This is a genomic window from Neisseria sp. P0024.S006 (assembly GCF_051956595.1).
GTDB lineage: Bacteria > Pseudomonadota > Gammaproteobacteria > Burkholderiales > Neisseriaceae > Neisseria.
Window position 1 is genome coordinate 1 of sequence record NZ_JBQCXH010000001.1, and the last position, 25,175, is coordinate 25,175.

Genomic DNA, 25,175 nt, shown 5'->3' on the forward strand with positions numbered 1-25,175 from the left:
CGTGAAACGTCAGGAGGTCGAGAATGAATCTCGTGAAACTGCTGGCGAATAACTGGCAACCGATTGCCATCATCGCACTTATCGGCACGGGCTTGGCTGTGTCGCACCATCAAGGCTACAAGTCGGCATTTGCGAAGCAGCAAGCGGTCATTGAGAAAATGGAAAAAGACAAAGCGCAAGCCCTGCTGTTGTCGGCTCAAAACTATGCGCGCGAATTGGAACAGTCGCGTGAGGAAGCTAAAAAATATGAAGTCAAGGCGCACGCCGTCGGCATGGCTTTGGCGAAAAAACAGGCGGAAGTCAGCCGTCTGAAAACGGAAAATAAAAAGGAAATCGAAGATGTCCTTACTCAAGACCGTAAAAATGCAAGCGGTAATTGTATTGACGGCTTTGGCCATCACGGCCTGCAGCTCTACAACCGCGCCCTCGGCTACGGAAATTAAGGTTGTCGAAAAGGCGGTCATGCCGACGCCACCTGCTGCGTTGATGGTCGCTCCGGTACGCCCGAGTCCGCCGAAGGACGGCAAGACGGCCACGCTGTTGGAACACGCCGCCGAGTTTGGCGGCTATGTTTCGGAGCTGGAAAACCAAAATCAGGCGTGGCGCGATTGGGTCAACAGTCAAGCAGAAGTTGACGGTTCGGAGGGCGCGCGATGACGACTTATCGTGAGTTGGTACAACGCACGGTCGCCTGCCGCCATGCGGATTTAGAGCTGGGATTGAGCCGCGCACGCGAACAAGAGCCGTTTGTCATTCATGTTTCCGACCTGTTGGATAAGGCCGGCATTGAGTACGCTGTACGCATGGATAAGGATTTTCAGACGACCTTTTGTGTGGAGTTTGACGGCAACGCGCAAGCGGCTGTCTATTCTGCGGTGTCGCCGTATTACCTGATTCTTTCAGGAGATGGCAAATTTGAAGTGGCAAGTCGTCATCCTGACGGCTACTCCATCCGTATCGTATTTGGCGATGTGCCGGTTTAAAGGGGTTTTAAATGGACTTTGAATTTGGTTTTAAAACTCTTTGGCCGATTGCAACGGCGGCATTTTGGTTTTGGGTCAACGGCATTTCAGGCCGTCTGAAAGAGGCGGACAAGCGTATCGACGACCTTAAAGAGGAGCTGCACGCGGTCAAGCTCTCTTATCACACCAAGCAGGACGCCCAAGCCGACCGCAAAAATATCGCAGCGTCTTTGGAGCGCATCGAAGACAAACTTGAAAAAATGAATGAAAAATTAGACAGGAAAGCGGACAAATCATGAGCGACCCGATTTTGGAAGCCTTGGCGCGTATTGAAAACAAGACTGATCAGACTCTGAAAAATCAGAAGGAAATGCAGGCGGAAATTGCACAAATCCGCCAAGACACGAAACGCACGGCCATTACATTTGGCGCACTGGGCGGCGGCGTGATTACGGTCGGCTGGGAATTGCTTAAAGCGAAAATGGGACTGTAATTATGGCTCACCCGCAAGAAATCCGTGAGAAGTTACGCCGGCTCTATGTGAGCGGCGAGCAAACTTTGGAAACGGCGGCCTTGATGTGCGAAATCCCGCAGGCCACTGCGCGTGCGTGGAAACGTGCGGATAAGGAAAAAGGCGACGACTGGGATAAGATGCGCGCCGCCTACACTTTGGCCGGCGGCGGTATTGAGGATTTGAGCCGTGCGATGCTGGCCGGTTTTATGGTGCAGTACAACAGCACGATGACAATGCTGCAGGATTCGAGTACCGAAGATTTGCCGCCATCGGACCGTGCGAAGCTGTTGGCCAGCCTGGCCGATGCGTTTACGAAAACCGTATCAGCCAATGCCCGCGTGATGCCGGAAACGTCAAAACTGGCGACGGCTTTGGAATTGATTGAGTTCTTGATGGCGTTTGTGCAAGAAAAACACCCCAAACATTTGCCTGCCTTTGTGGAGGTATTGGAGCCGTTTGGGGCGGAAGTGGAGAAGAAGTTTGGATAAGTTGAAAGTCGAATATACACATAAGGGCTGGTTTTTGTTTTGCCCGATTTGGATTGCCGATTGGGAAAGTGAAACTCCTGCAGTCGCACCACGCTATAAGCTGGAGCCGTTGTTTTGGCTGGCCGACCAGTTTTTTTACTTTATGTCCGCCATGCATGAAATGAAAACGGGAGAGCCACTTCCTTTTTGTTTCAAGGTTTATCCCAAACCGCTAAAAAAACCTGTCGTTCACTATTACAAGGCCGTCTGAAAAAAGGTCGGCTTATCAAACCCGACCCTTTGTATTTCTTTATAAACTTTGCAGCAGATTGATAATTTGAGGAGATGTAACAGCGTCGATGGCTTTCTCGGTAAATTTCGCCAATGCGACATCTCCCATTTTGCTTAAGATGCCCTTTAGTCTGCTTTTTTCTTCCGGAGGGATGTTTGCTTCGTTGATTTTGGCATCCAGTAAGGCTTGAATGGTGTCGCTGTGCAACCTGACCGTGACAACACCAAGAATGGCGGATAGACCACCATCATCGGTAAGGAAATCTATGCCTTTGGCCGTGATTTTAACGGTAGCGCTTAAATTCTTATCGTTGCAAACAACCAAACCATGTTCTGCCAAATATCGCAGATTTGCTGATCGCTTTGCAATATATAGTTCTGCCTCTCCTACTGTTTCTATAACTCCTACAACTTGAGCAATAGCGGCATCTATCCAATATTCATATGTCTTGCTATCAGGATAAATGTTATTAAGCTCTTTTAATATTTCGTGTTGCAGGTTTCTGTCTAACCAATCCATTTTGAGCGCTCCATATGAAAAATAAAGAATTCCTCAAATCCCTTGCCGAACTGGCCGCCAGTCTGCGCCAAGTCATCGAAGCGGAAGTGGACGGCTTTGATGCGTCGCCCAAGGCTATTGCTGCACGCCGTGCCAAGGTATTTGACCCGGTAGGCGGTTACGAGTATTTCGTCAATACCTACTTTCCACATTATATCCGCTCCCCTGAAAAATCCGAACTGCATGAGTTCTTATTCAGCCGTCTACCGGAGATTATCCGCTCCCCTAAAGGGGAAAATGAGGCGGTAGGTGCGCCGCGTGGCGAGGGTAAATCGACGCAGGTTACTCAGTTGTTTACGCTGTGGTGTATTGTGACAGGTCAAAAACATTATGCGGTCATCGTAATGGACAGTATCGACCAAGCGTATCCGATGCTGGAGGCCATTAAGGCAGAACTTGAGTTTAATCCGCGGCTGAAAACCGACTTCCCAGAAGTCTGCGGGCAAGGCCGTGTATGGCAGGCCGGTACGATTGTGACGGCCAATGACGTTAAGGTGCAAGTGGCCGGTAGCGGTAAAAAGCTGCGCGGTTTGCGTCACGGCCCATACCGTCCTGACTTAACTGTTTTGGACGATATTGAGAATGACGAGCAAGTCCGCAACCCGGAACAGCGCGACAAGCTCAATGCGTGGCTGACTAAGACTGTATTGCCTTTGGGCGGGGTTGGTCAGAAATACGATGTGATCTATATCGGCACGATTTTGCATTACGACAGCGTACTTAACCGCACTTTAAATAATCCGTTTTGGCACGGTATTAAGTTTAAGGCGATGAAACGCTGGCCCGACCGCATGGATTTGTGGGACCGCTGGGAGGAACTTTTCCGAAACGACGGCGAGACGGTGGCCGAGGCGTTTTATCAGGCAAACAAGGACGAGATGGAGCGCGGCGCGGTCACTTCTTGGGCGGCTCGCGGCGTATTGGCATTGATGAAAATCCGCGCCCGTGACGGTCATGCGACGTTTGACAGCGAGTATCAAAACGACCCTGTTGCCGGTGATGCCGCGCCGTTTGCGAACAGCCTGAATTTTTGGGTCAACCGTGATTCGGATTGGATTTTCTATGGCGCGTGCGACCCGAGTTTGGGCAAGGCCGGAAACAGCCGTGACCCGTCTGCGTTGTGTATCGGCGGGTACAACCGCCGCACGGGTGTGTTGGATGTGGTGGAGGCTCTGATTAAGAAACGCCTGCCGGACAAGATTATTTCCGACATTATCGAACTGCAACGGCGGTACCGCTGTGTGCTGTGGGGCATTGAGACGGTGCAGTTTCAGGAGTTTTTAAAGACTGAGCTGGTCAAACGCGGCGCGGCTGCCGGTATCCCGATTCCGGCACGCGGTATCAAGCCGAGTGCGGACAAGTTGCTCCGTATTGAAAGCCTGCAGCCGTATATGCAAAACGGTCAAATCCGTTTGCACGCCAGTCAAAGCACACTGATTGACCAATTCCGCCATTTTCCGATGGCAGACCATGACGACGGCCCCGATGCGGTGCATATGCTGTGGGGTTTGGTTCAAAGCAGCGCGACTGTCGGCGGCTATATTGCCGTGCCTAGAGAGCACGGTTTGTCCGGACGGAAGGGGAGCGGCGCATGGTAAAACTGACACGGGATACAGCCTGCTAAGGAGTGGCACGGCTGAAAATGGGGCAAGTTTAACTTGCCCTTTTTTACGTCATGAAAAACCTACTCCGTGCGTTGTTTAGTAAAGCCGCACCTAAAACGCCCGATAAACAATCCCAAACGGCGGATATCGTTAAAAACCGCACTACCCATGAGCATCCGAGCAAAGGGCTGACTCCGCAGTCGCTCCATCGGATTTTGGAAGATGCGGAAAACGGCGATATTCAGGCGCAGTCCGAACTCTTTGTCGATATTGAGGAGAAGGACGGCCATATCTTTTCGGAGATGAGCAAACGCAAGCGCGCGGTAATCGGCTTGGATTGGAATATTGTTCCGCCTCCGAACAGCAGCGAAGCGGAACGGAAGCTGGCCGAAGAGGTTGATGGCTGGCTCAATCAGATGACCGATTTAGAGGATATGATGTTTGACCTTTTGGATGCGGTCGGACACGGCTTCTCCTGCGTGGAAATTGAATGGGAAAACCTTGGTTCGTTATGGTTGCCCAAGGCATTCCATCATCGTCCGCAGGCTTGGTTTAAGGTCAATGCAATGGATGAGGTGTTATTGCGCAAAGACGGCAGCCCAGATGGCGAAAAGCTGTGGGATTTAGGCTGGATTGTCCATAAGCACCGATGCCGTTCGGGTATTTTGGCAAGAAGCGGTTTGATGCGCACGCTGGTGTGGCCTTATTTGTTCAAGAATTACTCGGTGCGTGATTTGGCCGAGTTTTTGGAGATTTACGGCCTGCCGACCCGAATCGGTAAATATGCCTCCGGTGCGGACGACAAAGATAAGCTCACCCTTTTGAATGCGGTGCGCGAAATCGGCCATAACGCGGCGGGGATTATTCCTGAAACCATGCAGATTGAGCTGCTCAACGCGGCCAATGGCAGTGCGGATCCATTTCAGGCAATGATTGATTGGGCGGATAAAACGTCTTCAAAAGCGATTTTAGGCGGCACGCTGACCAGCCAGGCTGACGGCAAGACTGCTACCAATGCGCTGGGGCAAATCCATAACGAGGTGCGCCATGATTTGCTGGTGTCCGATGCCAAACAACTGGCCGGCACATTGACGCGCCAATTGATCCTGCCATTGTTGCAGCTCAATAAAGGCAATGTCGATGTTTCACGTCTGCCGCGCTTTGTGTTCGATACGCAATTGCCTGAAGATTTGACGGTGTACTCCGACTCTTTGCCTAAATTGGTGAAAATCGGCATGAAGATTCCGTTGTCGTGGGCGCAGGAAAAATTAGCCATTCCTTTGGCTTCCGAAGACGAGCCGGTATTGGCTTTTCAAACCGACGTTAAAACGGATTTAAAAAACGCTTCTCTAAGCTACCGCCGTGTGGCTTTGAGTAAAACTGGCGAGATTGTCGGCACGGCGCAGGCAGATTTGGATAATGCGGACTTGAGCAAGGTGGCCTTGCCTGAAATGATTGAGCCGTTTTTGCGCGGCTTGGGCCAGGCTTTGGCCGAGGGCGACAGTTATGAGGATGTGCAGGAGCGCCTGCTGCGCGTTTATCCCGACCTGACTGCCGAGCAATTTCAGACGGCCTTGGCGCGTGTGGTTTTTGTGTCGGACTTATGGGGACGGATGAATGGCTGATTTGAGCTACGCATTCGGCCTTGAGCCTGAACAGGCCGTCAAGTATTTTGAGGGACTGGGCTTTAATGTGCCGTCCGATTGGAAAGTAACGTGGAACGAAGCGCAGGCTAAGGCACGGGCGATTGCGGGCATTCACAAGCAGGATATTGCCGCGCAAATCCACGGTGCTTTGTACGAGAGCCTGAAAAACGGTACGTCATTTGAGAAATTCCGTGATGATGTGGTAGGCCGACTGAAACAGCATGATTGGCAACTGCTGAAAGATGGCGACATCGTGCATATAAACACCGGCGAAGTGGACGGTAAAGGCATTACTGTACACCGCCTGGAAACTATTTTCCGTACGCAAATGCAGTCGGCCTATATGGCCGGGCATTGGCAGGCTCTTGAAGACGGTCGGGACTCTGCGCCCTGGTTGCAGTATTCGGCCATTCTTGACAGCCGTACCCGGCAAAGCCACGCTGCGGCGCATGGTGCGGTGTATCACATCGACGACCCGTTTTGGGATTACTTCTATCCTCCCAACGGCTTCAACTGCCGCTGTACCGTACGGGCGTTTTCAGACCGTGACTTGAAGCGGCGCAATCTGTTGCCGCAAAAGGCACAACTGGAAGATACGGAAGTGGTGGTCAACCGCAAGGGCGATACCCGCCCGGCCAAGGCGGTGAAGCTGGCCGACGGCAGCCGCTTTTATGCTGATGCAGGTTTTCAGAACAATGTGGGTAAAAGCCATTTGGCCAACTTGGGGCAGTTGCAGATGCAGCGTGCGGTGGATTTACCGCCGAAGCTGGCAAGTGTGGCGATTCAGGAAGCTTTAAAAGAGCCAAAATGGAGGGCAGCCATATCTAAACAAGCATCGGAAATGGTTGATCGGGTAAATATGGAGAAATTTGCCAGGGGTGAAATGCTGTATATCGGAGCGTTGGCTCCGTCGGTATTAGAAGCTCTGGCCGCAAAGAATGTCTATCCGCAATCGGCTGTGATCGCGATGAGTGATGAGCGAATATTACACGCGATGCGTAACAGTAAAAATAAGCCGTTGCCTTTGGCATTTTGGAAAGACCTGCCAGAACAGCTGCAAGATCCGGAGGCAATACTCATTGGCACGGCAGGCCGCAATGCCGATGGCCAGCAGTTTCTGTTGTTTGTGTATCCGGGAGTGAATAACAAAGGGAAATTGGTTGTGACTGTGGATTATCAGGCTAAGGCAAGAAACCCCTATACCGGCAAAAAAGAAGCGGTTGCCGTCAATATGGTTAATACAGGGAATTATGCTGAAGATGGGGATATTTATAAAAATGACAGATATGAATTAATCTGGAAGAAATAACCAAGTTGGCGGCTTTGCCTGATTCGAACAGGATAAAACAGCGGATAAACCACCGAGGCCATTCCAGTTGGCGACCCGCCGACAACTTGGTATTAAGGATAATATACTGATGATTGAGATAAAAATCAACACAGACACGTTGCAAAACAGCTTAAACGCCATTGCGCAACGTACAAGCAATACCCAGCCATTGATGACGCAGCTTGCCCGCATCATGCGCAACGCTGTGCTGGACAACTTCGAGGCAGGCGGTCGCCCCGCGTGGGCTCCGCGCAAGTATCCGTCCGCGCGTGAGGGATCGGGGCTGTTACAGGCCAGTGGGCGTTTGCGCAATTCGATTACGCAGAACAGTACGACCACGGAAGCCGTGGTCGGTACCAATGTGGAATATGCGGCCATTCATAACTTCGGCGGACAAACTGCACCGCATACGATATTGCCGAAAAACGGCAAAGCCTTAAAATTCGGCGGACGGTTTGCCAAACGCGTCAATCACCCCGGCAGTAAGATTCCTGCCCGTCCGTTTATGGTTCTTCAACCTGACGACGAACAGGCTTTAGTCGATGCGGTAAATGATTATTTGGATGCCGCTCTCGGCAATTAAAACAAAAGCCGTCTGAAATTGCACACAGACGGCTTTTATATATCTTTCCCTTATCTACCCTTTCCCGAAACGTTTAAATCAATCTGCGAGGGGCTTAAAAGGCTTCTGAAACGGTTTTAAACATACTCTCTTTTCCATTCTCCGCTATTTCTCATTTTTATCCCTTACTGACAGTGATTCAGCCTCTTGTGCCGGCTTGATGGCGCATGATTCGGCAATGGATACAAAAACCTTTCTTGCCGCCTTATCTGCCGCCAAAGTCGGAGGTACGGACGGCCTAATCAAAATCGTACCCAAAGGTCAATTTGCACCGGTTGACGGACGCACCGATACGGGCGTGGCGCACTGGACGATGACTGCATCTTTGGCACAGCAAATCATTGCCGCTTTTGATGCCGGACAAACAGACCTTGTTGTGGACTACGAACACGCCACGCTTAAAGCCGCAGAAACCGGACAGCAAAATCCTGCTGCCGGTTGGATCAGCAAATATGTGTGGGATGACGATCGCGGTCTGATGGGCGAAGTGAAATGGACACAGCGCGCAAAAGACATGATAGACAGCGGCGAATACCGCTATCTGTCGCCGGTACTCGAATACGACACATTGGGCAATGTACGCGGGCTGCACAGTGTGGCGTTGACCAATTCGCCCGCACTGGACGGCATGGCTCTGGCTGCATTGAGCCGCCAAAACTCTATCAACCCAAAACAGGAAACAAGTATGAACAAGGAAGCTTTAATCAAGCTCTTGGGCTTGGCGGCAGATGCCGACGATAAAGCCATTGAAGCGGCTTTGGCCGAAGCACAAGAAAAGCTGGGCGGTAAAACGCTGGCCGAAGCACTGGCCGAACACAAAGACGAACCGCAAGGCGGCGAAGGCGGTAAAGGCGATGCCGGCAAGCCCGAAGACAATCCGCAAGGCGGTAATGCCGAAGACGACGAAGTTGCCGAACTGAAAGCCCAAGTGGCCGCGTTGAGCAAGAAAGTGATTGCAATGGAAGTGGGCGGTACTTCAGACGGCCTGATCCGTGCCGCTCTTTCAGACGGCCGCCTGCTGCCGCATCAAGAAGCATCGGCACGACAACTGGCTACCAAAGACCCAGAGGCATTTAAGAATCTGATGGAAGGCAGTTTGAAATTGGCCGCGTTGAGTAAAACACAAACCGGTGGCAAAGGCGCGGATGGCGGTGAGCCTGCGTTGACTCCGGAAGAAATCGAAGTGGCCAATCAATTGGGCATTTCAGCCGAAGATTATCAAAAAGCCAAATAAGGCTTTAAACAAGGATTAAAGCATGATTATCACTCCAGATACACTGAAAGCGCTGTTTACCGGCTTTAAGAAAAACTTCCAAGACGGCCTGAAAATGGCGGACAGCCAATACAAGGAAATCGCCACCGTCATCCCGTCTTCAACGGCTTCCAATACTTACGGTTGGCTCGGCCAATGGCCTGCCTTCCGCGAATGGGTGGGCGACCGCGTATTCCAAGATATGAAGGCGCACGGCTATGCCATCACCAACAAGCATTTTGAAAGTTCGGTCAAGGTCAACCGCAACGACATCGAAGACGACAATGTCGGCATTTACGCGCCGATGATGACCGAGATGGGCCGTGCTTCCGCCGTTCATCCTGACGAATTGGTATTTGCTCTGCTGAAAAACGCGCACGCTACGTTGTGTTATGACGGTCAGAACTTCTTCGACAACGACCACCCGGTATATGAAAAAGTCGATGGCACCGGTCAATCAACCACTGTATCCAATATTTTTGCCGGTACCGAAGCCGCTTGGTATTTGCTGGATACATCACGCGCCCTGAAACCTCTGATTTATCAGGAACGCAAACCTAAGCAGTTCACTGCCATGACCGCCGCTACCGACGAAGGCGTATTTATGCGCAACGAATACCGCTACGGCGTGGACGGCCGTTGTAATGTTGGTTTGGGCTTCTGGCAAATGGCGGCCAAGTCGCAAGAAAAACTGGATGCCGCAGGTTTTGAAAAGGCTTACAACGCAATGGTCAGCCTGAAAGGCGACGGCGGCCGACCGCTGGGTATCCGCCCGAATGTACTGCTGGTTCCTCCGTCTTTGGAAAACGCCGCTAAAGAATTGGTGGAAGGCGACCGCCTGGCGAATGGTGCGTACAACCCGAACAAAGGCAAATGCAAGGTAATCGTATCTCCTTGGTTGCTGTAACCCTTTAGATAGGCGGGCTCTGCCCGCCGAAAGGATAAGAAATGGCAAAAGTAAAAAACGAAGATGAGAAAACCGAGCAAGCGGTTGGCGCAACTGTGGATGTAAACCCCGAAGACGTTAAGTTGCAGGCGTTTCTTGAGGCTGAAGTCGAAAAATTGAACGTCGAGCTTGAAGCTGCACGTGTGCGTATCGCCGAATTGGAAGCTCAATTGGAACAGGCCGCAAGCCCTGCCGTTGAAGCGGCAGAAACGCAAGAACGCTATCAGGCAGGCGGTGAAGCGGCGGCAGATGCCGAAGTCGTTGCCATCAAATCCAAACATGGCCATGCGTTTTGGCGCAGCGGGTATCACGTTCAACCGCATTTTACCTTTGTGAAACGTGCCGATTTCGAGCCCGAAGCGTGGGAGCGCCTGCTGGCCGAACCGATGGCTGTTGTTTGTGAAGCCTTGCCTGTGGAGCAGGATTAATGGCTTACGCAACGGTTGCCGATTTGGTGGCGCGTTATACCGAGCCGACGATTGCAGGTCTGACTGACCTGACGCGCTTGGGAAGCGTGAATGCCGAAATTGCGCAACAAGGTTTGGATGATGCCTCCGCCGAAATCGACGGCTATCTGGCATCGCGCTATGAATTGCCGTTGCCTGCCCCTGTGCGCCTGTTGAGCCTTTATTGCTGCGACATTGCCGTTTACCGTTTGGCAACGGGCAAGCGCCAGCTGACGGAGGATATGGTGCACCGATATGAGGCGGCGATTGCGTATCTTAAATTGGTGGCATCAGGCAAGGCTGGTTTGGGTGTGGCTGAAAATGCCGACCCTAAGCCGACCGTGCAAGGTGATGCGGTGATGTTTGCCGCCAAGGAAAAGGTGTTCGGCCGTGATAGCGTCTATTGAACAAGCCATCAAACAGCGTCTTTCAGACGGCCTTGGCCAAATGGTCAGCGGTGTGCATACCTACGGTGGCGAATTTGACGGCGAAGGCTTGGCTCAAGTGGTTAACCAGTTCCCCGCTGTTTGGGTCATGTTTGCCGGCATTACCGATAGCGAGCCCCATGATACGCGCCGTACACGCTACCAAGTTACTGGTCACTTTACTGTCTTGGTCGGCGACCGTGCCAGCGGCAGCGAGGCGGACAGCCGCTTCGGCGGTTTACACCGAAACGATGTCGGCACTTACCGGCTGATGCAGGCCGTGCGCCTGTTGCTGATCAATCAGACTATGGGTTTGTGTATAGGCCGTCTGAAGCCGGGCAAAGCAAAAAGCCTGTTTTCTAAACAAATGGAGTTGGACGCAATCAGCGTATTTGCGCTGGATTTTGAAACGCATTGGTTTGAAGACGCACTGCGAGACGGCGATTGGCCACGGCCTACGGTTTCAGATGCTCAACAGGCGCAAGTATATGCCGACGTATCCGAATACTACGGCTGTACCGATCCAGAACATCCTGACTTGAAAGGCGCAAACCTTGAGCTGCGTATCCCGCCCAAAAAACCAAACCAACCCGCCGATATGGCGGCCACCGTTAAAACCGAGGTAAAACATGACTGAAACCATTAAAGTTCGTGCCGCCACAGGTCTGCAAGTACCTATGGCAGGAAAGCCACATGAATATATTACCGACCAAGAAGCGGTCGAAGTGCCGAATGCCGCGTATTACCTGCGCTGTATTCACTACGGCGACTTGGTTATTGTTGAGGACAACCCGAAAGGCAACAAATCATGACTTCCGCAAACGTCAGTTTCGACAAAATTCAGACCAGTACGCGTAAGCCGGGCGTTTACGTCGAATGGAACACCAAGCTTGCTGTACGCAACCTGCCAACCAACAAGCAACGTGTGCTGCTGATTGCGCAACACAGCAATCCCAAGGCGGGCAAGCTGACTGCGCTGGCAAATATCTATTCTGCGGCCGATGTCGCAGCTGCGTATGGTGCCGGCTCTCAGGCGCATTTGATGGCATTGGCCGCTATCAAGGCTTACGCATATGCAGATTTGAGCCTGATTACCGTTGCCGACAATGAAGCAGGCGTTGCGGCCACCGGCAGTATCACGATTACAGGCACTGCCGATACGCAAGGCGTTTTACGCGTCAACATCGGCAATGCCGATACGCTGACCGTCGGTGTCGCCGCCAATGCAACTGCCGCAACCGTAGCCGCTGCCGTCAAAGCCGCCATTGATGCCGAAACATCATTGCCGGTAACGGCGACAGCCTCTGAAGGCTTGGTAACGCTGACGGCTAAAAATAAAGGCACGCACGGCAACCATATCCGTATCCGTACCGGCAATACCGCCGAAGGGATTACCGTTGCGGTCAAGGCAATGAGCGGCGGTGACGCCGATGCCGATATCGGCCCTGCGTTGAATGCAGTGATTGCCGAAGGCCATAATTTGATTGCGGTAGGCTGTACCGATGAGGCGAACCTCTTGAAGTTGCGCACACATTTGGAAACTGTCGGTGCGCCTGAAGAAAAACGCTGGGCATTGGGTATTTATGGCCAAACCGGTGCATTGGCGCAAACAACGACACAGGCAGGCCGTCTGAACAGCGGTTATCTGTATTCGGCCTGGTATCGTAAAACGCCTAGCCTGCCATGTGAGCTGGCAGCCGCGTTTGCGGCCGTTGTGGCCAGCGAGGAAGACCCGGCTCGTCCGCTCAATACCCTGAAGCTCAATGGCGTCGGTGTGTGCGACAGTGCAGACAAGACTATGCGTACCGAACAGGAAAACGCGCTCTACAACGGCGTTACTCCTATTGAAACCAGCCCAGACGGCACATCCGCCCAAATCGTCCGCGCTATTTCGACTTATACCAAAACTGCCAACGGCACGGCAGACGAAAGTCTGCTCGATATGACTACCGTACGCACATTGATTTATGTATCAGGCGCGTGTGCCGACCGTATTGCATTGCGTTTCCCGCGCGACAAAATGACCGAGCGCACCATTGCCCGTGTCCGCTCCGAATTGATCGACGTGTTGATGAAATGCGAAGAATTGGAAATCGTCGAAGACGTTGAAAACAATTTGGCCAACCTGATTGTGGAACGCGATGCACAAAACACCGGCATGCTCAACTGCCGCGTGCCGTCCGATGTGGTTAACGGCCTGCACCAAGTAGGCATGGTTATCGACCTGTATCTGTAAAAAGGAAAGAACATGAGTACAGAATATGTAGGCAGCGTAACGCTGTATGTCGGTGCGACCGAGGTGGAGGTCACCAAGATTGATGTGAAAAACATCACAGGCAAAAAAGAAGTTAAAACCATGAACCGCACACGCCGCGTCAAAGGCTTTACGCGCGGTGTCGGCCAGTATGATATTTCTTTTACCGCCGTCGTGCCGACAGACGGTACGGTTATCGATTGGGATAAAATCGAAGACGCAAAAATCTCGCTGGTCCCTGATATCAATGGTGCGCGCCCAACCTCCTATCTTGGTTTTTGCGCGAAGGAAGCCGGTGAAAGCTATACGGTGGACAATGAATTGGTCATTGATGTGACCGGCTTTGCAACCCGTAAAGTGATTGAGTAAGCCATCCGAAACTGACACCTGTTAAAGACGGTTTAAATAGCCTTTAAACGATAATTGGATTTTTATCCGATTAACCGTTTAGAGGCTTTTATTATGTCTTCAATTTCCAAAGAGCTCGAACATGCCGCAAAAGAGTATGAGCTGGTTATTTCTTCTGACCTGAAAACCGTTTCAGGCCGTCTGAAGTACGGTATCTCTGTTGACGGCGCTGTCCATCGTGATTTTTCCATGCATCTGCTGACCGTGCGCGAAGATATGGCTATTGACCCAACGCTGGAGGGTCAGGCGCGTATGTTGGCAGCCTATTCAGCCTCTCTCGACCATATCGGTACGATTCAGCCTGATGCCTTAACGCTCGACTTCTTGGCCGATGAGTTGGTCTCCACCGATTTTGACGCGCTTTATTTCGCCCAAGAGCTGCTGGCAAAAAAGCGTCTGTCCGTTCAGCCCGTGCCGACCGCTACCGATACGCAGTCTTAAAGCTGGGGAGTTACGGTATCTCTGCCGACGATATCGGCAAGATGACTCAGCCGGAGCTTGATGGATGGCTCAAACAGGCCGATTTGATTGACCGTGGCCGTGCCGCTCCCGTGGTGCTGCCCTGGTTTGCGCCGTCTGCCAAAACTTCAACCCCATCTGCATCTGGCGGACACACTCAAACCTTTATCAGTAAACGGAAGAAAAAATGAGCCGTAATACAATCGAATTAGTTGCCAAGTTCCGAGATGACGCAAGTGTCGGCCTGCGCCGCTTGGCGACCGAGGCCAACCGTACGATGCAGATTCAAAGCCGTGCGGCATCATCTTCCGGCAGGCAACAACAGCTGATGCATGCAGCTGCCGCCCGCTTGGGCATTCGCACAGAGCGTGAAATCCGCCGTGAAATCCAACGTACTCAAGCGGCCTACAACGCAATGGCCAAAAGCGGCCGTGCTTCGCACAATGAACTGGCGCGAGCCGCTCAACAGACGCGCAGCCGTATTCGTGAGTTAAATGCCGAAATGAACAGCGGCAGCCGTTTCAACCGAATGATCCAAGGAGGTAAAAGTTTGGCGCGCGGTGCGACTTCGGTTGCCGCCGGTGTCATGGCCGGCGGTTATGTGTTGGCCCAGCCGGTCAACCGGACAATGGACTATGACACGGAGCTGCGTCACGCGACCAATACCATGTATGCAGGCAAGACTTTGGCAGAAAAACGTGCCGGCATGGAGGAAATTAATAAAACGGTAAACGATGCCGCTTATCTTGGCGGAACATCTAAGGAAGCAGCCTTGCAGGCAATGAATACCATGGTGGCCAGCGGTTCGTTGAGTGATGCTGCCGTGAAGCAGATGTTGCCAACCGTAATGAAAACAGCACTGGCCGCCAATGCCGATGCCGATGATATTGCCAATATTGTGACCAAAGCGAAGCAGGCAGGGTTTAAAGAAGCCGATATTCCTGCTTTGCTTGACCGAGCCATGCAATCGGGCGCGGATGGAGGTTTTGAGCTGAAAGACATGGCGCGATGGTTGCCGCAACAGTTGGCAGCAATGAAGTCCGCAGGTATGGGCGCGACACTGGATAATTTCAGCAGTTTGTTAAATGCAAACCAACTGGCGTTTATGACTGCAGGCAGTACAGACGAAGCCGGTAACAACCTGGTCAATCTGCTGGCGAAAATCAGCAGTCAGGACATCGTTACTAAGGCAAAGAAAATCGACATTAACGGCCAAGAGGGTTTTGACTTCACGGCCAGTATGAATAAGCGTCAGGCTGCAGGCATGAACTCGCTGGACGCATTGGTCGATATTGTCAGTGAAATTGTGCAGAAAGATGAAAAGAGTGCTGCCTTAATGAAGCAGATGGCCGCAGCGCAAGGTGATGAGGCTAAGTTGGCTTTACTGGAAAACCAGAAAGCTTTGGTTGACGGTACGGCTGTCGGCCAGTTGGTTTCAGACCGCCAAGCCTTGATGGCGTTGCTCTCTCTCATCAACAACAAGCAAGAAGCCGCACGACTGCAGCAAGGACAAGCCAACGCCACCGGTGCAGTAGATGGGGCTTATCAATTTGTGGCCGAAGGCTCCGGGTTCAAAAAAGAACAGCTCAAAACGGCATACAGCGAAGCTGAATATGGCGCATTCTCAAGCTTTACCGACATGGTGGCCAATAAGCTTAAAGGTATTGCCGACTGGGCCAGAGGTAATCAGGAAGCCGCGCAGACAGCGGTGGCGGCGGGTCAAGGGGCTGCGGCAGTATCCGCAACTGTGGGGACAAGCTCAATGGTAAGCGGCGGATGGCGGTTCTTCCAAGGCGGTCAAGGTGTTGCCGGTGCCGGCCGTTTTCTGCCTTCTACAGGCTCAATGGGGGCCTTTACTTTAGGTGCTGCTCCGTTGGCCGCTATGGGCGGCGTAACACATTTGGCGGCGCAACGAGATAAATATGACGACTGGAGTAAACCGTTGGTGGCCTTCGCCGACCGCTTGCAGTCGTTTTTGCCTGATTTTATGTCGTCTGCCAAAAACGAATACATGAGAAAACGGGAGGAATTAGGTGGGAATAACTCTCCGCTCGACAGCCCTGTTCTCAAAGAGAGTATGGCGCAGCTCAGTCAATCCGCACAAACCAATCAGCAAGCCAGCCAACAGTATGTCACAGCGGCAACTGAAAATCAGGCTGCAACCGCCCAGCTTACCAATGCGGCCTCCCAGATGACTGCGGCGGCGGCGCAAATGCAGGCGGCGGCAGGTAAGCCGATACCTGTTACAGTCACCGTTCAAAACGGCAATATTATGGCCTATATCAATCAAGCGGCGGCGCGTGCGGCAGCTAAAAATTAAGGATCCGTGATGAGTTGGAAAGATACTTTGCTTGATGCCAGTTTCAAGGGTGTCGGCTTTGATGTAATCGATGATACGTTGCGTGGCACGCACGCCTTAGCCGAACACGAATACCCGTTTGTTCAGGGTTCGGATATTGAGGACACGGGCGTATCGGCAATGGATATGAGCCTGACGGCGGTATTGTGGGGGGATGCTTATGAAAGCAGGCTGCAAAGCCTGTTAGGTGTTTTGCGGGAGACTGGTGCGGGCGAATTGATCCACCCGATTTACGGCAGCGTGCCCGATTGCGTGGTGGCTGATTTTGAAGCCGCTCATAATGAAGAAAATCCCGATTACTGTACGGTGCGGATGACCTTTAAGCAAAGTGTCAAAGCCGCCCCGTTCTTTGACCGTGAATTGCCGTCTGCACTGGCCGATGAAATCGACTGGCTGGCAGATTTGGCAGCATGGCAGGGCTTTGAAGTATTTCAGACGGCCTTGGGCAAGATTCAGAAGGCGCAAAGCCGTTGGAACGCATTTCATGCCACAGTATTGACGGCAGTCGGCGTTATGTATGGTCAGGTAAACGGCGTATTCACCGGCTCCATGAATCTTCTTAACAACCCGCGCGTATTGGTGGCCGAGTTGAAATCAGTATTCGGTGTGTTGGCAAATATGCACGTCGTAGGTAAAAGTGGGCTGGATGGCTGGCGCGATATGGTTGGCGGAGTGTCAAAAGCCGCCACTACGCCGTGGCAGGTAAGTCGCGGGACAGAAGGCAGCGTTTCGGCAATCGATTTGATTCAGCGTGCAAAGGTTGAAGATGTCGCTGCTTTCACAGCGTTCACCGCAACTGTTGGAGCGTGTGCTTTGGCAGAACAGGCCGCAGATATTCTGGCAACACAAATTGATGCGCCAACTTTGACACCCGTGGAAATCTCACGCCTATTATCCGATACCCATGCTGCTTTGCAACGCACGCTGGCCGCAAACCGTATTTTGGCGATGATGTTGGCAGATGAGACAAAGGCCGAGAAGATGGCTTATTCCCTGCTAAGGTTGTACCAAACACCAGCAGACAGTGCTGATGAGGTGTATCGCCGCATTGAGGCTGCCGGCCTGTTGCCGCAAACACCATATCTTGAAACTGCCGCCGAACTGACTGAAAGTTTGCGTGATACGGCGCACAAGCTGCAAAAACAGGCTTTTGCCGTTTTGAATATGCGTCCTCCGTTAGTGCAGAAAATTGTAGGACGTGATACCAGCCTGCATCTGTTGGCGTTTGAATGGTATGGCGATTACAGCCGTTTTGGCGAGTTGTTGCGTCTGAATCCACAAATCCGTCATCCGAACTTTCTCAGTAAAGGAGAGGTGTTAAATGCCTACGCCAAATAATACCGTCACTCTGATGATTAACGGCAAAACTCATGGGCAATGGACGAACTACGACATCGTTTCTGACCTGCTCACCCCCGCCGATGACTTTTCAGTCACGCTTGGCCGTCCGGTAGATGCAGTCCCGACTGCAGTAAAAGAAGGCGATAAAGTAGAAGTCCGTGTCGGTGGGGATACGGTATTAAGCGGCCGTATCGACCGTGTGCACACTACGACGGGGAAAGGCAATAAAACGCTGACCATTCAAGGCCGTGATGATGCAGGTATCCTGTTGGACTGTTCTGCGCCGTTGTTTAATGCGCAGGATATGGATTTAAACCAAATTATTGAAAAAATCGTCAAGCCTTTGGGTTTGTCAAAAATCCGTATCGATGCAGCCAAAACCAATAAAACCCATAAAGTTCAAATCGAGCCTGGAAGCCGTGCATGGGATGCCTTGACGCAATATGCCGAAGCCAACGGTGTATGGCCTTGGATGGAGCCTGACGGCACGTTGGTTGTCGGTGGTCCTGACTACACCACGGCACCTGTTGCCGAGTTGGTCTTACGGGTTAGCGGCAACAATAACAATATCAAGAGCTTGGAAGTCGAGCGCAATATGGCCGCTCGGTACAGTGAGGTCACGGTATTGGGGCAAAGTCATACCGGCAAGCACAATATCAAAGCGACGGTGAAAGATGAATCCCTTAAGCTGAGCCGGCCTTTAATTGTGACAGAGCCTGATGTTGACAGTCAGGCGGAAGCGGAACGTAAAGCAAAGAAACGCCTGGCGGACAGCCGCTTGGAAGGCTTGACCATCACGGCGGTGGTACAGGGACACCGAACCGATGACGGTACTTTATGGCAACCGGGTCAGCGAATCAACGTATTGAGCGAACCGGACGGCATCGACGCGGTGTATTTCCTGATGGCGCGTACCTTTGTCGGAGGCAGAGGCCAAGGCACGGAAACCGTATTAACGCTTAAAGAAGACGGTGCATGGGTGTTGGATGCCGATCCGCCTAAGAAAAAACAAGGCGCAGGCAAAAAAGATGGCAAGAAAACTGCACACAAGCCGTCAGAAAATAGAAAAGCCAACGGCCAAACGCCAGTCAAGCCGAAGAAACGCCGTCAGGCTAAAAAGCCAAAACAGGAGTTGCAGGTTATTTAAATGGATATTAAAACCATAGATAAGCGTATCAAACAGGCGTTTAACACAGTCCGGCAAGCCTTTCGCGGAAAGGTTGCCAGAGTCCAGGCAGGTGGCGGTGTGCAAAAAATTCAAGTCGAAGGCTTGGACGGCGAAACCGTGCAAGACTTGGAGCATGCCGAAAACTTCGGCTTTACCAGCAATCCGCCTGCCGGCAGTGATTGCGTTGTTGTGCCCTTGGGCGGTAAAACCAGCCACGGTATTATCGTTACCACGACAAACGGCGCGTACCGCATTACCGGTTTGTCTGATGGCGAAACGGCTGTTTATAACGCCGACGGTGCCAAGATAGTGTTAAAGAAAGGCCGGGTTATCGAAATAGACTGCGAAATGCTGAATATTAAAGCTCCAGGCGGTGTAAATATTAAAGCTGCTGCCGGTGTAGATATTACAGCAAATAATGTGAAATGCTCTGCTCAAGTAACCGCGCAAGGCCAAATCAACGGCAATGGAGGTATGGCCGTGCAAGGCGGTAGCGGTACGACATTTATCGGCAACGTGGATATGATCGGCGATTTGAATACTACCGGCGCATTAACCAACAACGGTAAAGATGTCGGCAGCACCCACAAACACACTGAGACCAACGGTTCGGAAACCGGAGAAGTCATTTAAACTGCTTTTAAAGGCCGTCTAAGAATCCTTATTGGGTTTTTAGACGGCCTTTCTATATTTGTCTGACATCAATCCACTCAAAGAAAGAGCGTCCATATCCGAAAATTCAGGTATGGACGCTTTACTCAACCCACAAACGGGCGGCTATGTGGTCAACCAATCCGCCCAATCCATCGAAAACGAGCTGTATATCCGCTTGGTAACGCCCTTGGGCAGTTACTGGGCAGACCGCACGCTCGGCAGCCGCCTGCACGAATTACGCCGCCAAAAGCATTTAAAGCGCATTGAAGTTCTGGCCAAGCAATACGCCGAGCAAGCATTACAGCCTGTGCTTCAGTCTAAACGCGCCCAATCCATCCAAGTAACCACATCCACACCGCAGCGCGGCTGGCTGAAATTGCATATTGAAGCTGTCGATGCCGCAGGCGATACCGTAACCCTTAGTCACAAAGTGGCCGTGATATGACGCAAGCACTTAATTTCGAGCAAATCCGCGCCAATTATCTGCGCGACCTACAAAACCAAAACCCTACCGCCCATGTGCACGCAGGCAGCGACAACCATGTACGTGCTACCGCTATTGCTGCTGTGGGTGAAGGCCAATACCAGCATCAAGAGTGGATTTTGCGTCAAGCGTTTGCCGATACCGCCGACAGTGCCTACCTCGAAAAACACGCTGCCAAATATGGGATTTACCGAAAAACTGCCACCTTTGCGGGCGGTAAGGTGCGTGTTCGCGGCGCGGTCGGTGCAACGGTGCCTGTTGGCCAACAAATCAATGTGGGCGATAAGGTGTATTTAGCCGCCGAATCTGCCGTTATCGGTACGCTTGGAAGCACCGAGATAGCCGTTATCGCCACTGTTTCGGGTAGCGCTCAAAATCAAACCGCCGAAACCGCGGCTACGCTGCAAAGCGTACCTGCGGGGATTGACAGTTCTGCCGTCTTGCTAACGATGGTTGGCGGTACAGATGCCGAAAGCGATGAGAGCCTGTTGGCACGATATGAAGAACGCCTGCGCCGACCTGCTGCGGGCGGTAACCAATACGACTTCCGCAATTGGTGCTTGGAAGTGCCGGGTGTGGTTGATGCATTTATCTACCCTTTACGTCGTGGCAACGGCTTTGTCGATGCCGTTATTTTGGGTGAAAACGGTATTCCCAGCGCGGAAACACTGGCCGCCGTACAAGCTCATGTCGATGCGGTACGACCTGTTACCCGTAAAAACGGTTTTTTAGCCCTTGCACCCAGTATCCAGACCGTAAATGTGGCCGTCACCATTACCTTAAGCAGCGGCACGGATACCGAAACGGCCACCGCTGCCATCAAATCAGCTGTGAATGCCTATTTTGATGCTTTAAAGCCCGGCGATACCCTAATTAAAAGCCAGTTGGAAACCTTAATCAGCGAAGTGTACGGCGTGCGTGACCGTGTCTTAACCACACCCGTGAGCAATATCAAGCCCCGGGAAAGTGCCGAAGATATTTACTGGCTGCGTGCTGGCAGTATTAGCGTGGAGTACACCACGTGAGCCATCAAGCCTTACTTGCCGCCATGCGCCCGCCTGTCAGCTACGACACCGTAGGAGATACGGCAGAAATCAAAGCTGAAGCGGGTGTGTTTGATATTGTGGCCGATCATGCGGAAGGAGTGAGAAATGCGCCGTTCCCTGACGCGGGAAACGATTACCTGTACCGCTGGGAAGAGCTGCTGGCCATCACCCCGCCCGCCGGAGCCAATACCCAACAACGTACTGATGCCGTGCTGGCCAAACTCAACGCCTTGGGCGGTTTGAGCATTGCCTACTTTACTGCCATTGCTGAATCGGCAGGCTACACCGTAAACATTTATGAAGAAGACCAATTCCGTGCCGGTGAAAGCTGTGCGGGAGATTGTTTGAATACTGAAGATGCTATTTGGCGTTGGTGCGTCGACATCGCCGACGGAAAAGCCACCGCCTATATTTTCAGAGCCGGACAAAGCCGTGCGGGCGACCGCATCAGTGTATACACCGACCCGATTATCGAAACAATGTTCGAAGAATTAAAACCGGCATGGACTTATTGCCGTTTTGAGTATGAAGAAGAGGTATAAAAATGGACTTAATCCAAACCCCGAGTAAGCAATTTATTGACGGCGACCGCCGCACGCCCGGTACGCCCGTGCCTGCATGGTGGTTAAATCAATTGCAAGGCGAGTTGTACAGCATTTTAAACGCGGTTGGCATTGAGCCTAACAAAGCCGACCATGCCCAAGTCTTATCAGCTATTAAAACGCTGGCCGCCAATGCTTCTCAAGTGGCCAGTATTGAGGCTTTGCGTAAATACAGCGGTGATGGTTATGTAAACGTTAATGCCTATCACCCCAATACAACAGTGGGCGGCGGCGTGTTTGTGGCGGATAAAGCAGATAAATCTACCGCTGATAACGGTTGTACCGTTATTGTTTCTACCGACGGCACGCGCTGGAAGCGTGTGTTTTCAGGGATGCTTAACCTGCATGATTTTGGCTATGTAGCCAGCAAAAACAATGCACTAGCAACTTTAAATGCCGCTGAAGCCGCCGCGCTTGGCATTGTTGTCGACTGCTTGGGTTTGTCAATTGATACGGGTAATACCTACCCGCAAAAAAACAAATACACAAACGGCAAGTTTGTGATTAACGGCAAAACTGTCGATGTTCAATACCAGCCTATCAGAAGCGGTATCGGTCGATTCATTTCTGGCTCAGGGGCCGCTGAGAACATTAAATCGAATGAGTGGACTGGTGCTGGAATTGTAGCGATTGGCGAAGGTGCAATGAATCAAACTGAAAAGTGTGTTTCAGCTATCGCAATTGGTGATCGTTCACAAGGTTTTTCCCGTATTAGTCGCGACAATATTTCTATTGGCCCAGACAGTCTTATTAATGTACAGGCCGAAACGGAATGGTACGACCAGTCTAAGATGTCCGGCACGCGCAACATCGGTATCGGCGGTAATGCTGGGCGCGGCATCACTAGCGGCTTTTCAAATGTAGCAATCGGCAGAAATTCAGGTCAAGGGCTGGGAACTGGCTATTCGAATGTGGTATTAGGTTCGGCAGCGTTGGCCGGTGTTGCCCCAATAGGACTGACTGGCGATATTGAAGTATTTTGGCCGTCCCCAACATCTCGCACCGTAGCTATCGGCGAATCTGTTTTACAGATGTACCAAGGACGAGCTGCGCAAACCGCAATCGGTGGAGGTGCTGCAAAAAATACAAAAAAAGCTGAAAAAGTGACCGCGATTGGTGCTTCGGCGTTAGAGAACTTAGAACGAACCAGCGCTCCGAATGGAGGCGATGTGCTATGGACTGGCACTGAGAGCGGAAATTATACCCAAAGCGGCAGTAATATTACTTTGACATTTGGAAATATTCGCGGCGCAGAAGTCGGTTATTGGGTGGGAATCCGCCTCACTTCAGGCGAAGCCAAGACAGTTCAGGGTGATGTAGTGCCTGCTGAAGTGGTTGAAGTAACAGAAAGTAGTATTAAAGTCCGTAGTCCTAAAGAACTTAACGCATCAGGAGTGGCGGAGCTTAAATATGTCTATTCGTCATCATCTTCGGCAGCGAAGAATGAAGAGTTAACAGTGATTGGTACGAATGCACTGAAAGATGCAGTCAGCGGTGCATATTCTACTGTTATTGGTGCAGATGCCATGGTGACAAGCAGTAACCCCCAAAAAGTTGTAGCGGTTGGGGCATCATCATTCAGAAATGGAACGCATTATTCAAGTGTTGCTGTGGGATATTGGTGCGCGCCTACTATTAGTAGTGAGCAGTGCGTTTTTATTGGCGATTCAGCAGGATATCGAAATGTTCAGGGAAATGTTTTAAGCGGGAAAATAACTAATGCCATTGCGATTGGTTACGGTGCGCGAATCAATGGAAGTAACGAGATTCAGCTTGGCGGGTCGGGACAAACATTGTACGCCCCGACAGCGGTAAATATTCGTTCGGATGCCCGCGACAAAACGGATATCGCACCACTGGATATCGGTTTGGATTTTGTTAAAAAGCTGCGACCGGTAACTGGAGTATATGACCGACGAGACGCCTATACCGACGAACTTTTTACCGATTTGCCGCCGGAAGAGCGCGCAGAAAAACTGCGGGAGTGGTGGCGGGCCCCAACCAAAGACGGACGCTACAAAGAAGACCGCATCCAGCATTGGTTTATTGCTCAAGATGTTGCTGCATTAGAAGCTGAGTACGGCAAACTGCCGATGGTGAATTGCAGGATGGACACTTACACAATTGAGTACGAGACATTTGTGCCCGTTTTAACAAAAGCGATTCAAGAAATGTCTGCTCAAATTGATGACCTTAAGAAGCAGATTGAGGAGTTAAAAAATGACAAGATGCGTGATTGACCAAGACGGCTTGTTCGTAGAGGAGCAATATTTTGATGACGGGCGCGCCAGCATCGAAGCTGAAATGCCTGATCTCGCACAATATCAGGCTGCCCAGTGGGATGGGCAAGGTTGGCAGATAATTCCCGACTATCGCGGATGCGTAGTTTTTGTCGGTGAGCAAGAGCAGGTGTGGGATAAGTTAGGTGATTTGCCCGATGGCATCAACCTGACCCCGCCTGAATCGGCAAATATTGACGGCGTAAAATCCGGAAAACTCGTTGCATTAAATGCTGCCGCACAGGCTTTTATTAATAAGCATGCCGGCATCGACAGCGTACCTGAATTTGAGTTTGCAAGTTGGTCAATTCAGGCCTCCGAAGCAAAAGCTTGGCAGTTAGATAAAAGCGCGTCAACGCCTGTGCTTGACGGTATTGCCACAGCTCGTGGTATCCCGGCTGATACGCTTAAGGCTGCTGCGTTGCGTAAAACGCTGGCCTATGAGCAACTTGCCGCCCATGTGGCAGGCCAGCGCCAAGCGCTGCAAAGCAAGATTGAGGCTGCTAAAAAACAATCTGATTTGGATAAAATCGAGATTGCATTCTCCTTGCCGGAGGCCGTCTGAAAATGGCAAAAGTCTATTTGGCTTTATATAAAGGCCGCAAGACGATAAAAACACCCAAGGACTTAGCTTTCCGCATTGTCGAATGGGTAATACGCAAAGTTACCGGCGGTCAATATTCTCACTGTGAAATTGCGGTGCCAGTAGCGTTTTCAGACGGCCTTTTTGACTGCTATTCATCATCTTTTCGTGATGGCGGTGTGCGCTGCAAACGTATGCCGTTGTCTGTCGAAAAATGGGATTTGATTGCGCTGGATAATCAACAAATTGTACTAGAGCGTCTGTTTTCTTTGTGGGGCAACACTAAGGGGAAACGCTATGATTTATTAGGTGTGTTATGCGTGACATCATTTTTCCGTCGTTTTTTGAGGCAGTCTGCAGATAAATGGTTCTGCTCAGAATGGTGCGGTGAGGTAATGGGAGTGACCGAGCCGTCATTACGTTCGCCGGTTGACTTGGCAGAGTTGTCACAAGGTAAAAGAAAGGCCGTCTGAA

Annotated in this window: 32 protein-coding genes; 31 read left to right on the forward strand and 1 reads right to left on the reverse strand. The window is 51.5% G+C overall.

Annotated features, from left to right (window positions below):
• Positions 1 to 23: 23 nt before the first annotated feature.
• Genes ACTHUF_RS00005 through ACTHUF_RS00035 form a run of 7 tightly spaced genes read left to right on the forward strand, consistent with a single transcriptional unit; the run spans position 24 to position 2,214 of the window.
• Positions 24 to 443, forward strand: a complete 420-nt coding sequence (locus ACTHUF_RS00005; RefSeq protein WP_440406567.1) for a hypothetical protein — start codon at positions 24 to 26, stop codon at positions 441 to 443.
• Entirely contained in the window at positions 340 to 657 is a 318-nt protein-coding gene (locus ACTHUF_RS00010) for a hypothetical protein (RefSeq protein ID WP_440406569.1), read from the forward strand. Before ACTHUF_RS00005 ends, ACTHUF_RS00010 begins: the two co-directional genes overlap by 104 nt.
• On the forward strand, positions 654 to 983 hold the full coding sequence (locus tag ACTHUF_RS00015) for a hypothetical protein (RefSeq protein WP_293194066.1): 330 nt from the start codon (positions 654 to 656) through the stop codon (positions 981 to 983). The genes ACTHUF_RS00010 and ACTHUF_RS00015 overlap by 4 nt, the downstream gene beginning before the upstream one ends.
• Positions 984 to 994: 11 nt before the next feature.
• Entirely contained in the window at positions 995 to 1,261 is a 267-nt protein-coding gene (locus ACTHUF_RS00020; protein WP_296186679.1) for a hypothetical protein, read from the forward strand.
• Positions 1,258 to 1,455: a hypothetical protein gene (locus tag ACTHUF_RS00025; protein WP_002219313.1), complete on the forward strand. Its 198-nt coding sequence runs from the start codon at positions 1,258 to 1,260 to the stop codon at positions 1,453 to 1,455. The genes ACTHUF_RS00020 and ACTHUF_RS00025 overlap by 4 nt, the downstream gene beginning before the upstream one ends.
• 2 nt (positions 1,456 to 1,457) lie before the next feature.
• Positions 1,458 to 1,964, forward strand: a complete 507-nt coding sequence (locus ACTHUF_RS00030) for a DUF1804 family protein (protein ID WP_004520456.1) — start codon at positions 1,458 to 1,460, stop codon at positions 1,962 to 1,964.
• Positions 1,957 to 2,214 (forward strand): hypothetical protein, encoded by a 258-nt coding sequence (locus ACTHUF_RS00035; protein WP_153068315.1) that lies wholly within the window; start codon positions 1,957 to 1,959, stop codon positions 2,212 to 2,214. Before ACTHUF_RS00030 ends, ACTHUF_RS00035 begins: the two co-directional genes overlap by 8 nt.
• Before the next feature lie 39 nt (positions 2,215 to 2,253).
• On the opposite strand, the gene ACTHUF_RS00040 is transcribed toward ACTHUF_RS00035, so the two are convergent.
• Entirely contained in the window at positions 2,254 to 2,754 is a 501-nt protein-coding gene (locus ACTHUF_RS00040) for a hypothetical protein (protein WP_063069166.1), read from the reverse strand.
• A 14-nt stretch (positions 2,755 to 2,768) separates the two neighbouring features.
• Between ACTHUF_RS00040 and terL the strand changes: the two genes are divergently transcribed.
• The 24 genes from terL (at position 2,769) to ACTHUF_RS00160 (ending at position 25,174) form a co-directional block, all read left to right on the forward strand.
• Positions 2,769 to 4,391, forward strand: coding sequence for a phage terminase large subunit (gene terL, locus ACTHUF_RS00045; protein ID WP_440406573.1), 1,623 nt, complete (start codon positions 2,769 to 2,771; stop codon positions 4,389 to 4,391).
• Positions 4,392 to 4,468: 77 nt separating this feature from the next.
• Positions 4,469 to 6,022 (forward strand): DUF935 domain-containing protein, encoded by a 1,554-nt coding sequence (locus ACTHUF_RS00050; RefSeq protein WP_440406575.1) that lies wholly within the window; start codon positions 4,469 to 4,471, stop codon positions 6,020 to 6,022.
• On the forward strand, positions 6,015 to 7,352 hold the full coding sequence (locus tag ACTHUF_RS00055; protein WP_440406577.1) for a phage head morphogenesis protein: 1,338 nt from the start codon (positions 6,015 to 6,017) through the stop codon (positions 7,350 to 7,352). Before ACTHUF_RS00050 ends, ACTHUF_RS00055 begins: the two co-directional genes overlap by 8 nt.
• Positions 7,353 to 7,461: 109 nt before the next feature.
• A complete protein-coding gene (locus ACTHUF_RS00060) occupies positions 7,462 to 7,956 on the forward strand; it encodes a phage virion morphogenesis protein (RefSeq protein WP_440406579.1) in 495 nt (164 codons plus the stop codon).
• 217 nt (positions 7,957 to 8,173) lie between these two features.
• The gene (locus tag ACTHUF_RS00065) at positions 8,174 to 9,229 is read left to right on the forward strand and encodes a phage protease (RefSeq protein ID WP_440406581.1); all 1,056 of its coding nucleotides are present in this window, start codon (positions 8,174 to 8,176) and stop codon (positions 9,227 to 9,229) included.
• A 22-nt stretch (positions 9,230 to 9,251) separates the two neighbouring features.
• Positions 9,252 to 10,154 (forward strand): Mu-like prophage major head subunit gpT family protein, encoded by a 903-nt coding sequence (locus ACTHUF_RS00070; RefSeq protein ID WP_107737791.1) that lies wholly within the window; start codon positions 9,252 to 9,254, stop codon positions 10,152 to 10,154.
• A gap of 41 nt (positions 10,155 to 10,195) precedes the next feature.
• Positions 10,196 to 10,621: a hypothetical protein gene (locus tag ACTHUF_RS00075; protein WP_440406583.1), complete on the forward strand. Its 426-nt coding sequence runs from the start codon at positions 10,196 to 10,198 to the stop codon at positions 10,619 to 10,621.
• A complete protein-coding gene (locus ACTHUF_RS00080; protein ID WP_004520447.1) occupies positions 10,621 to 11,046 on the forward strand; it encodes a gp436 family protein in 426 nt (141 codons plus the stop codon). The genes ACTHUF_RS00075 and ACTHUF_RS00080 overlap by 1 nt, the downstream gene beginning before the upstream one ends.
• Positions 11,030 to 11,701: a phage protein Gp37 gene (locus ACTHUF_RS00085; RefSeq protein WP_440406585.1), complete on the forward strand. Its 672-nt coding sequence runs from the start codon at positions 11,030 to 11,032 to the stop codon at positions 11,699 to 11,701. Before ACTHUF_RS00080 ends, ACTHUF_RS00085 begins: the two co-directional genes overlap by 17 nt.
• The gene (locus ACTHUF_RS00090; RefSeq protein WP_004520445.1) at positions 11,694 to 11,876 is read left to right on the forward strand and encodes a DUF2635 domain-containing protein; all 183 of its coding nucleotides are present in this window, start codon (positions 11,694 to 11,696) and stop codon (positions 11,874 to 11,876) included. Before ACTHUF_RS00085 ends, ACTHUF_RS00090 begins: the two co-directional genes overlap by 8 nt.
• Positions 11,873 to 13,300 (forward strand): phage tail sheath subtilisin-like domain-containing protein, encoded by a 1,428-nt coding sequence (locus ACTHUF_RS00095; protein WP_440406587.1) that lies wholly within the window; start codon positions 11,873 to 11,875, stop codon positions 13,298 to 13,300. Before ACTHUF_RS00090 ends, ACTHUF_RS00095 begins: the two co-directional genes overlap by 4 nt.
• 12 nt (positions 13,301 to 13,312) lie before the next feature.
• Positions 13,313 to 13,687 carry a hypothetical protein gene (locus tag ACTHUF_RS00100; protein WP_004520443.1) on the forward strand — a complete coding sequence of 125 codons (375 nt, stop codon included), beginning with the start codon at positions 13,313 to 13,315 and terminating at the stop codon, positions 13,685 to 13,687.
• A gap of 93 nt (positions 13,688 to 13,780) precedes the next feature.
• Positions 13,781 to 14,167 carry a hypothetical protein gene (locus ACTHUF_RS00105; RefSeq protein WP_440406589.1) on the forward strand — a complete coding sequence of 129 codons (387 nt, stop codon included), beginning with the start codon at positions 13,781 to 13,783 and terminating at the stop codon, positions 14,165 to 14,167.
• A gap of 41 nt (positions 14,168 to 14,208) precedes the next feature.
• Entirely contained in the window at positions 14,209 to 14,376 is a 168-nt protein-coding gene (locus ACTHUF_RS00110) for a hypothetical protein (protein WP_263339393.1), read from the forward strand.
• Positions 14,373 to 16,505 carry a phage tail tape measure protein gene (locus tag ACTHUF_RS00115; RefSeq protein ID WP_440406591.1) on the forward strand — a complete coding sequence of 711 codons (2,133 nt, stop codon included), beginning with the start codon at positions 14,373 to 14,375 and terminating at the stop codon, positions 16,503 to 16,505. Before ACTHUF_RS00110 ends, ACTHUF_RS00115 begins: the two co-directional genes overlap by 4 nt.
• A 9-nt stretch (positions 16,506 to 16,514) precedes the next feature.
• A complete protein-coding gene (locus ACTHUF_RS00120) occupies positions 16,515 to 17,882 on the forward strand; it encodes a DNA circularization protein (protein ID WP_440406593.1) in 1,368 nt (455 codons plus the stop codon).
• Positions 17,866 to 19,032, forward strand: a complete 1,167-nt coding sequence (locus tag ACTHUF_RS00125; protein WP_440406595.1) for a phage baseplate assembly protein — start codon at positions 17,866 to 17,868, stop codon at positions 19,030 to 19,032. The genes ACTHUF_RS00120 and ACTHUF_RS00125 overlap by 17 nt, the downstream gene beginning before the upstream one ends.
• On the forward strand, positions 19,033 to 19,686 hold the full coding sequence (locus ACTHUF_RS00130; RefSeq protein ID WP_440406597.1) for a phage baseplate assembly protein V: 654 nt from the start codon (positions 19,033 to 19,035) through the stop codon (positions 19,684 to 19,686).
• Between the two features lie 112 nt (positions 19,687 to 19,798).
• Positions 19,799 to 20,152: a phage GP46 family protein gene (locus tag ACTHUF_RS00135; protein ID WP_004520436.1), complete on the forward strand. Its 354-nt coding sequence runs from the start codon at positions 19,799 to 19,801 to the stop codon at positions 20,150 to 20,152.
• Complete coding sequence (locus ACTHUF_RS00140; RefSeq protein WP_239661351.1) at positions 20,149 to 21,216, forward strand: baseplate J/gp47 family protein; 1,068 nt, start codon at positions 20,149 to 20,151, stop codon at positions 21,214 to 21,216. Before ACTHUF_RS00135 ends, ACTHUF_RS00140 begins: the two co-directional genes overlap by 4 nt.
• Positions 21,213 to 21,779 (forward strand): YmfQ family protein, encoded by a 567-nt coding sequence (locus ACTHUF_RS00145; RefSeq protein WP_004520434.1) that lies wholly within the window; start codon positions 21,213 to 21,215, stop codon positions 21,777 to 21,779. Before ACTHUF_RS00140 ends, ACTHUF_RS00145 begins: the two co-directional genes overlap by 4 nt.
• A gap of 2 nt (positions 21,780 to 21,781) precedes the next feature.
• Positions 21,782 to 24,079: a tail fiber domain-containing protein gene (locus ACTHUF_RS00150; protein ID WP_440406600.1), complete on the forward strand. Its 2,298-nt coding sequence runs from the start codon at positions 21,782 to 21,784 to the stop codon at positions 24,077 to 24,079.
• Positions 24,060 to 24,683, forward strand: coding sequence for a hypothetical protein (locus tag ACTHUF_RS00155; RefSeq protein ID WP_440406602.1), 624 nt, complete (start codon positions 24,060 to 24,062; stop codon positions 24,681 to 24,683). Before ACTHUF_RS00150 ends, ACTHUF_RS00155 begins: the two co-directional genes overlap by 20 nt.
• Positions 24,684 to 24,685: 2 nt before the next feature.
• Positions 24,686 to 25,174, forward strand: a complete 489-nt coding sequence (locus tag ACTHUF_RS00160; protein ID WP_063069147.1) for a hypothetical protein — start codon at positions 24,686 to 24,688, stop codon at positions 25,172 to 25,174.
• Position 25,175 lies beyond the last annotated feature (1 nt).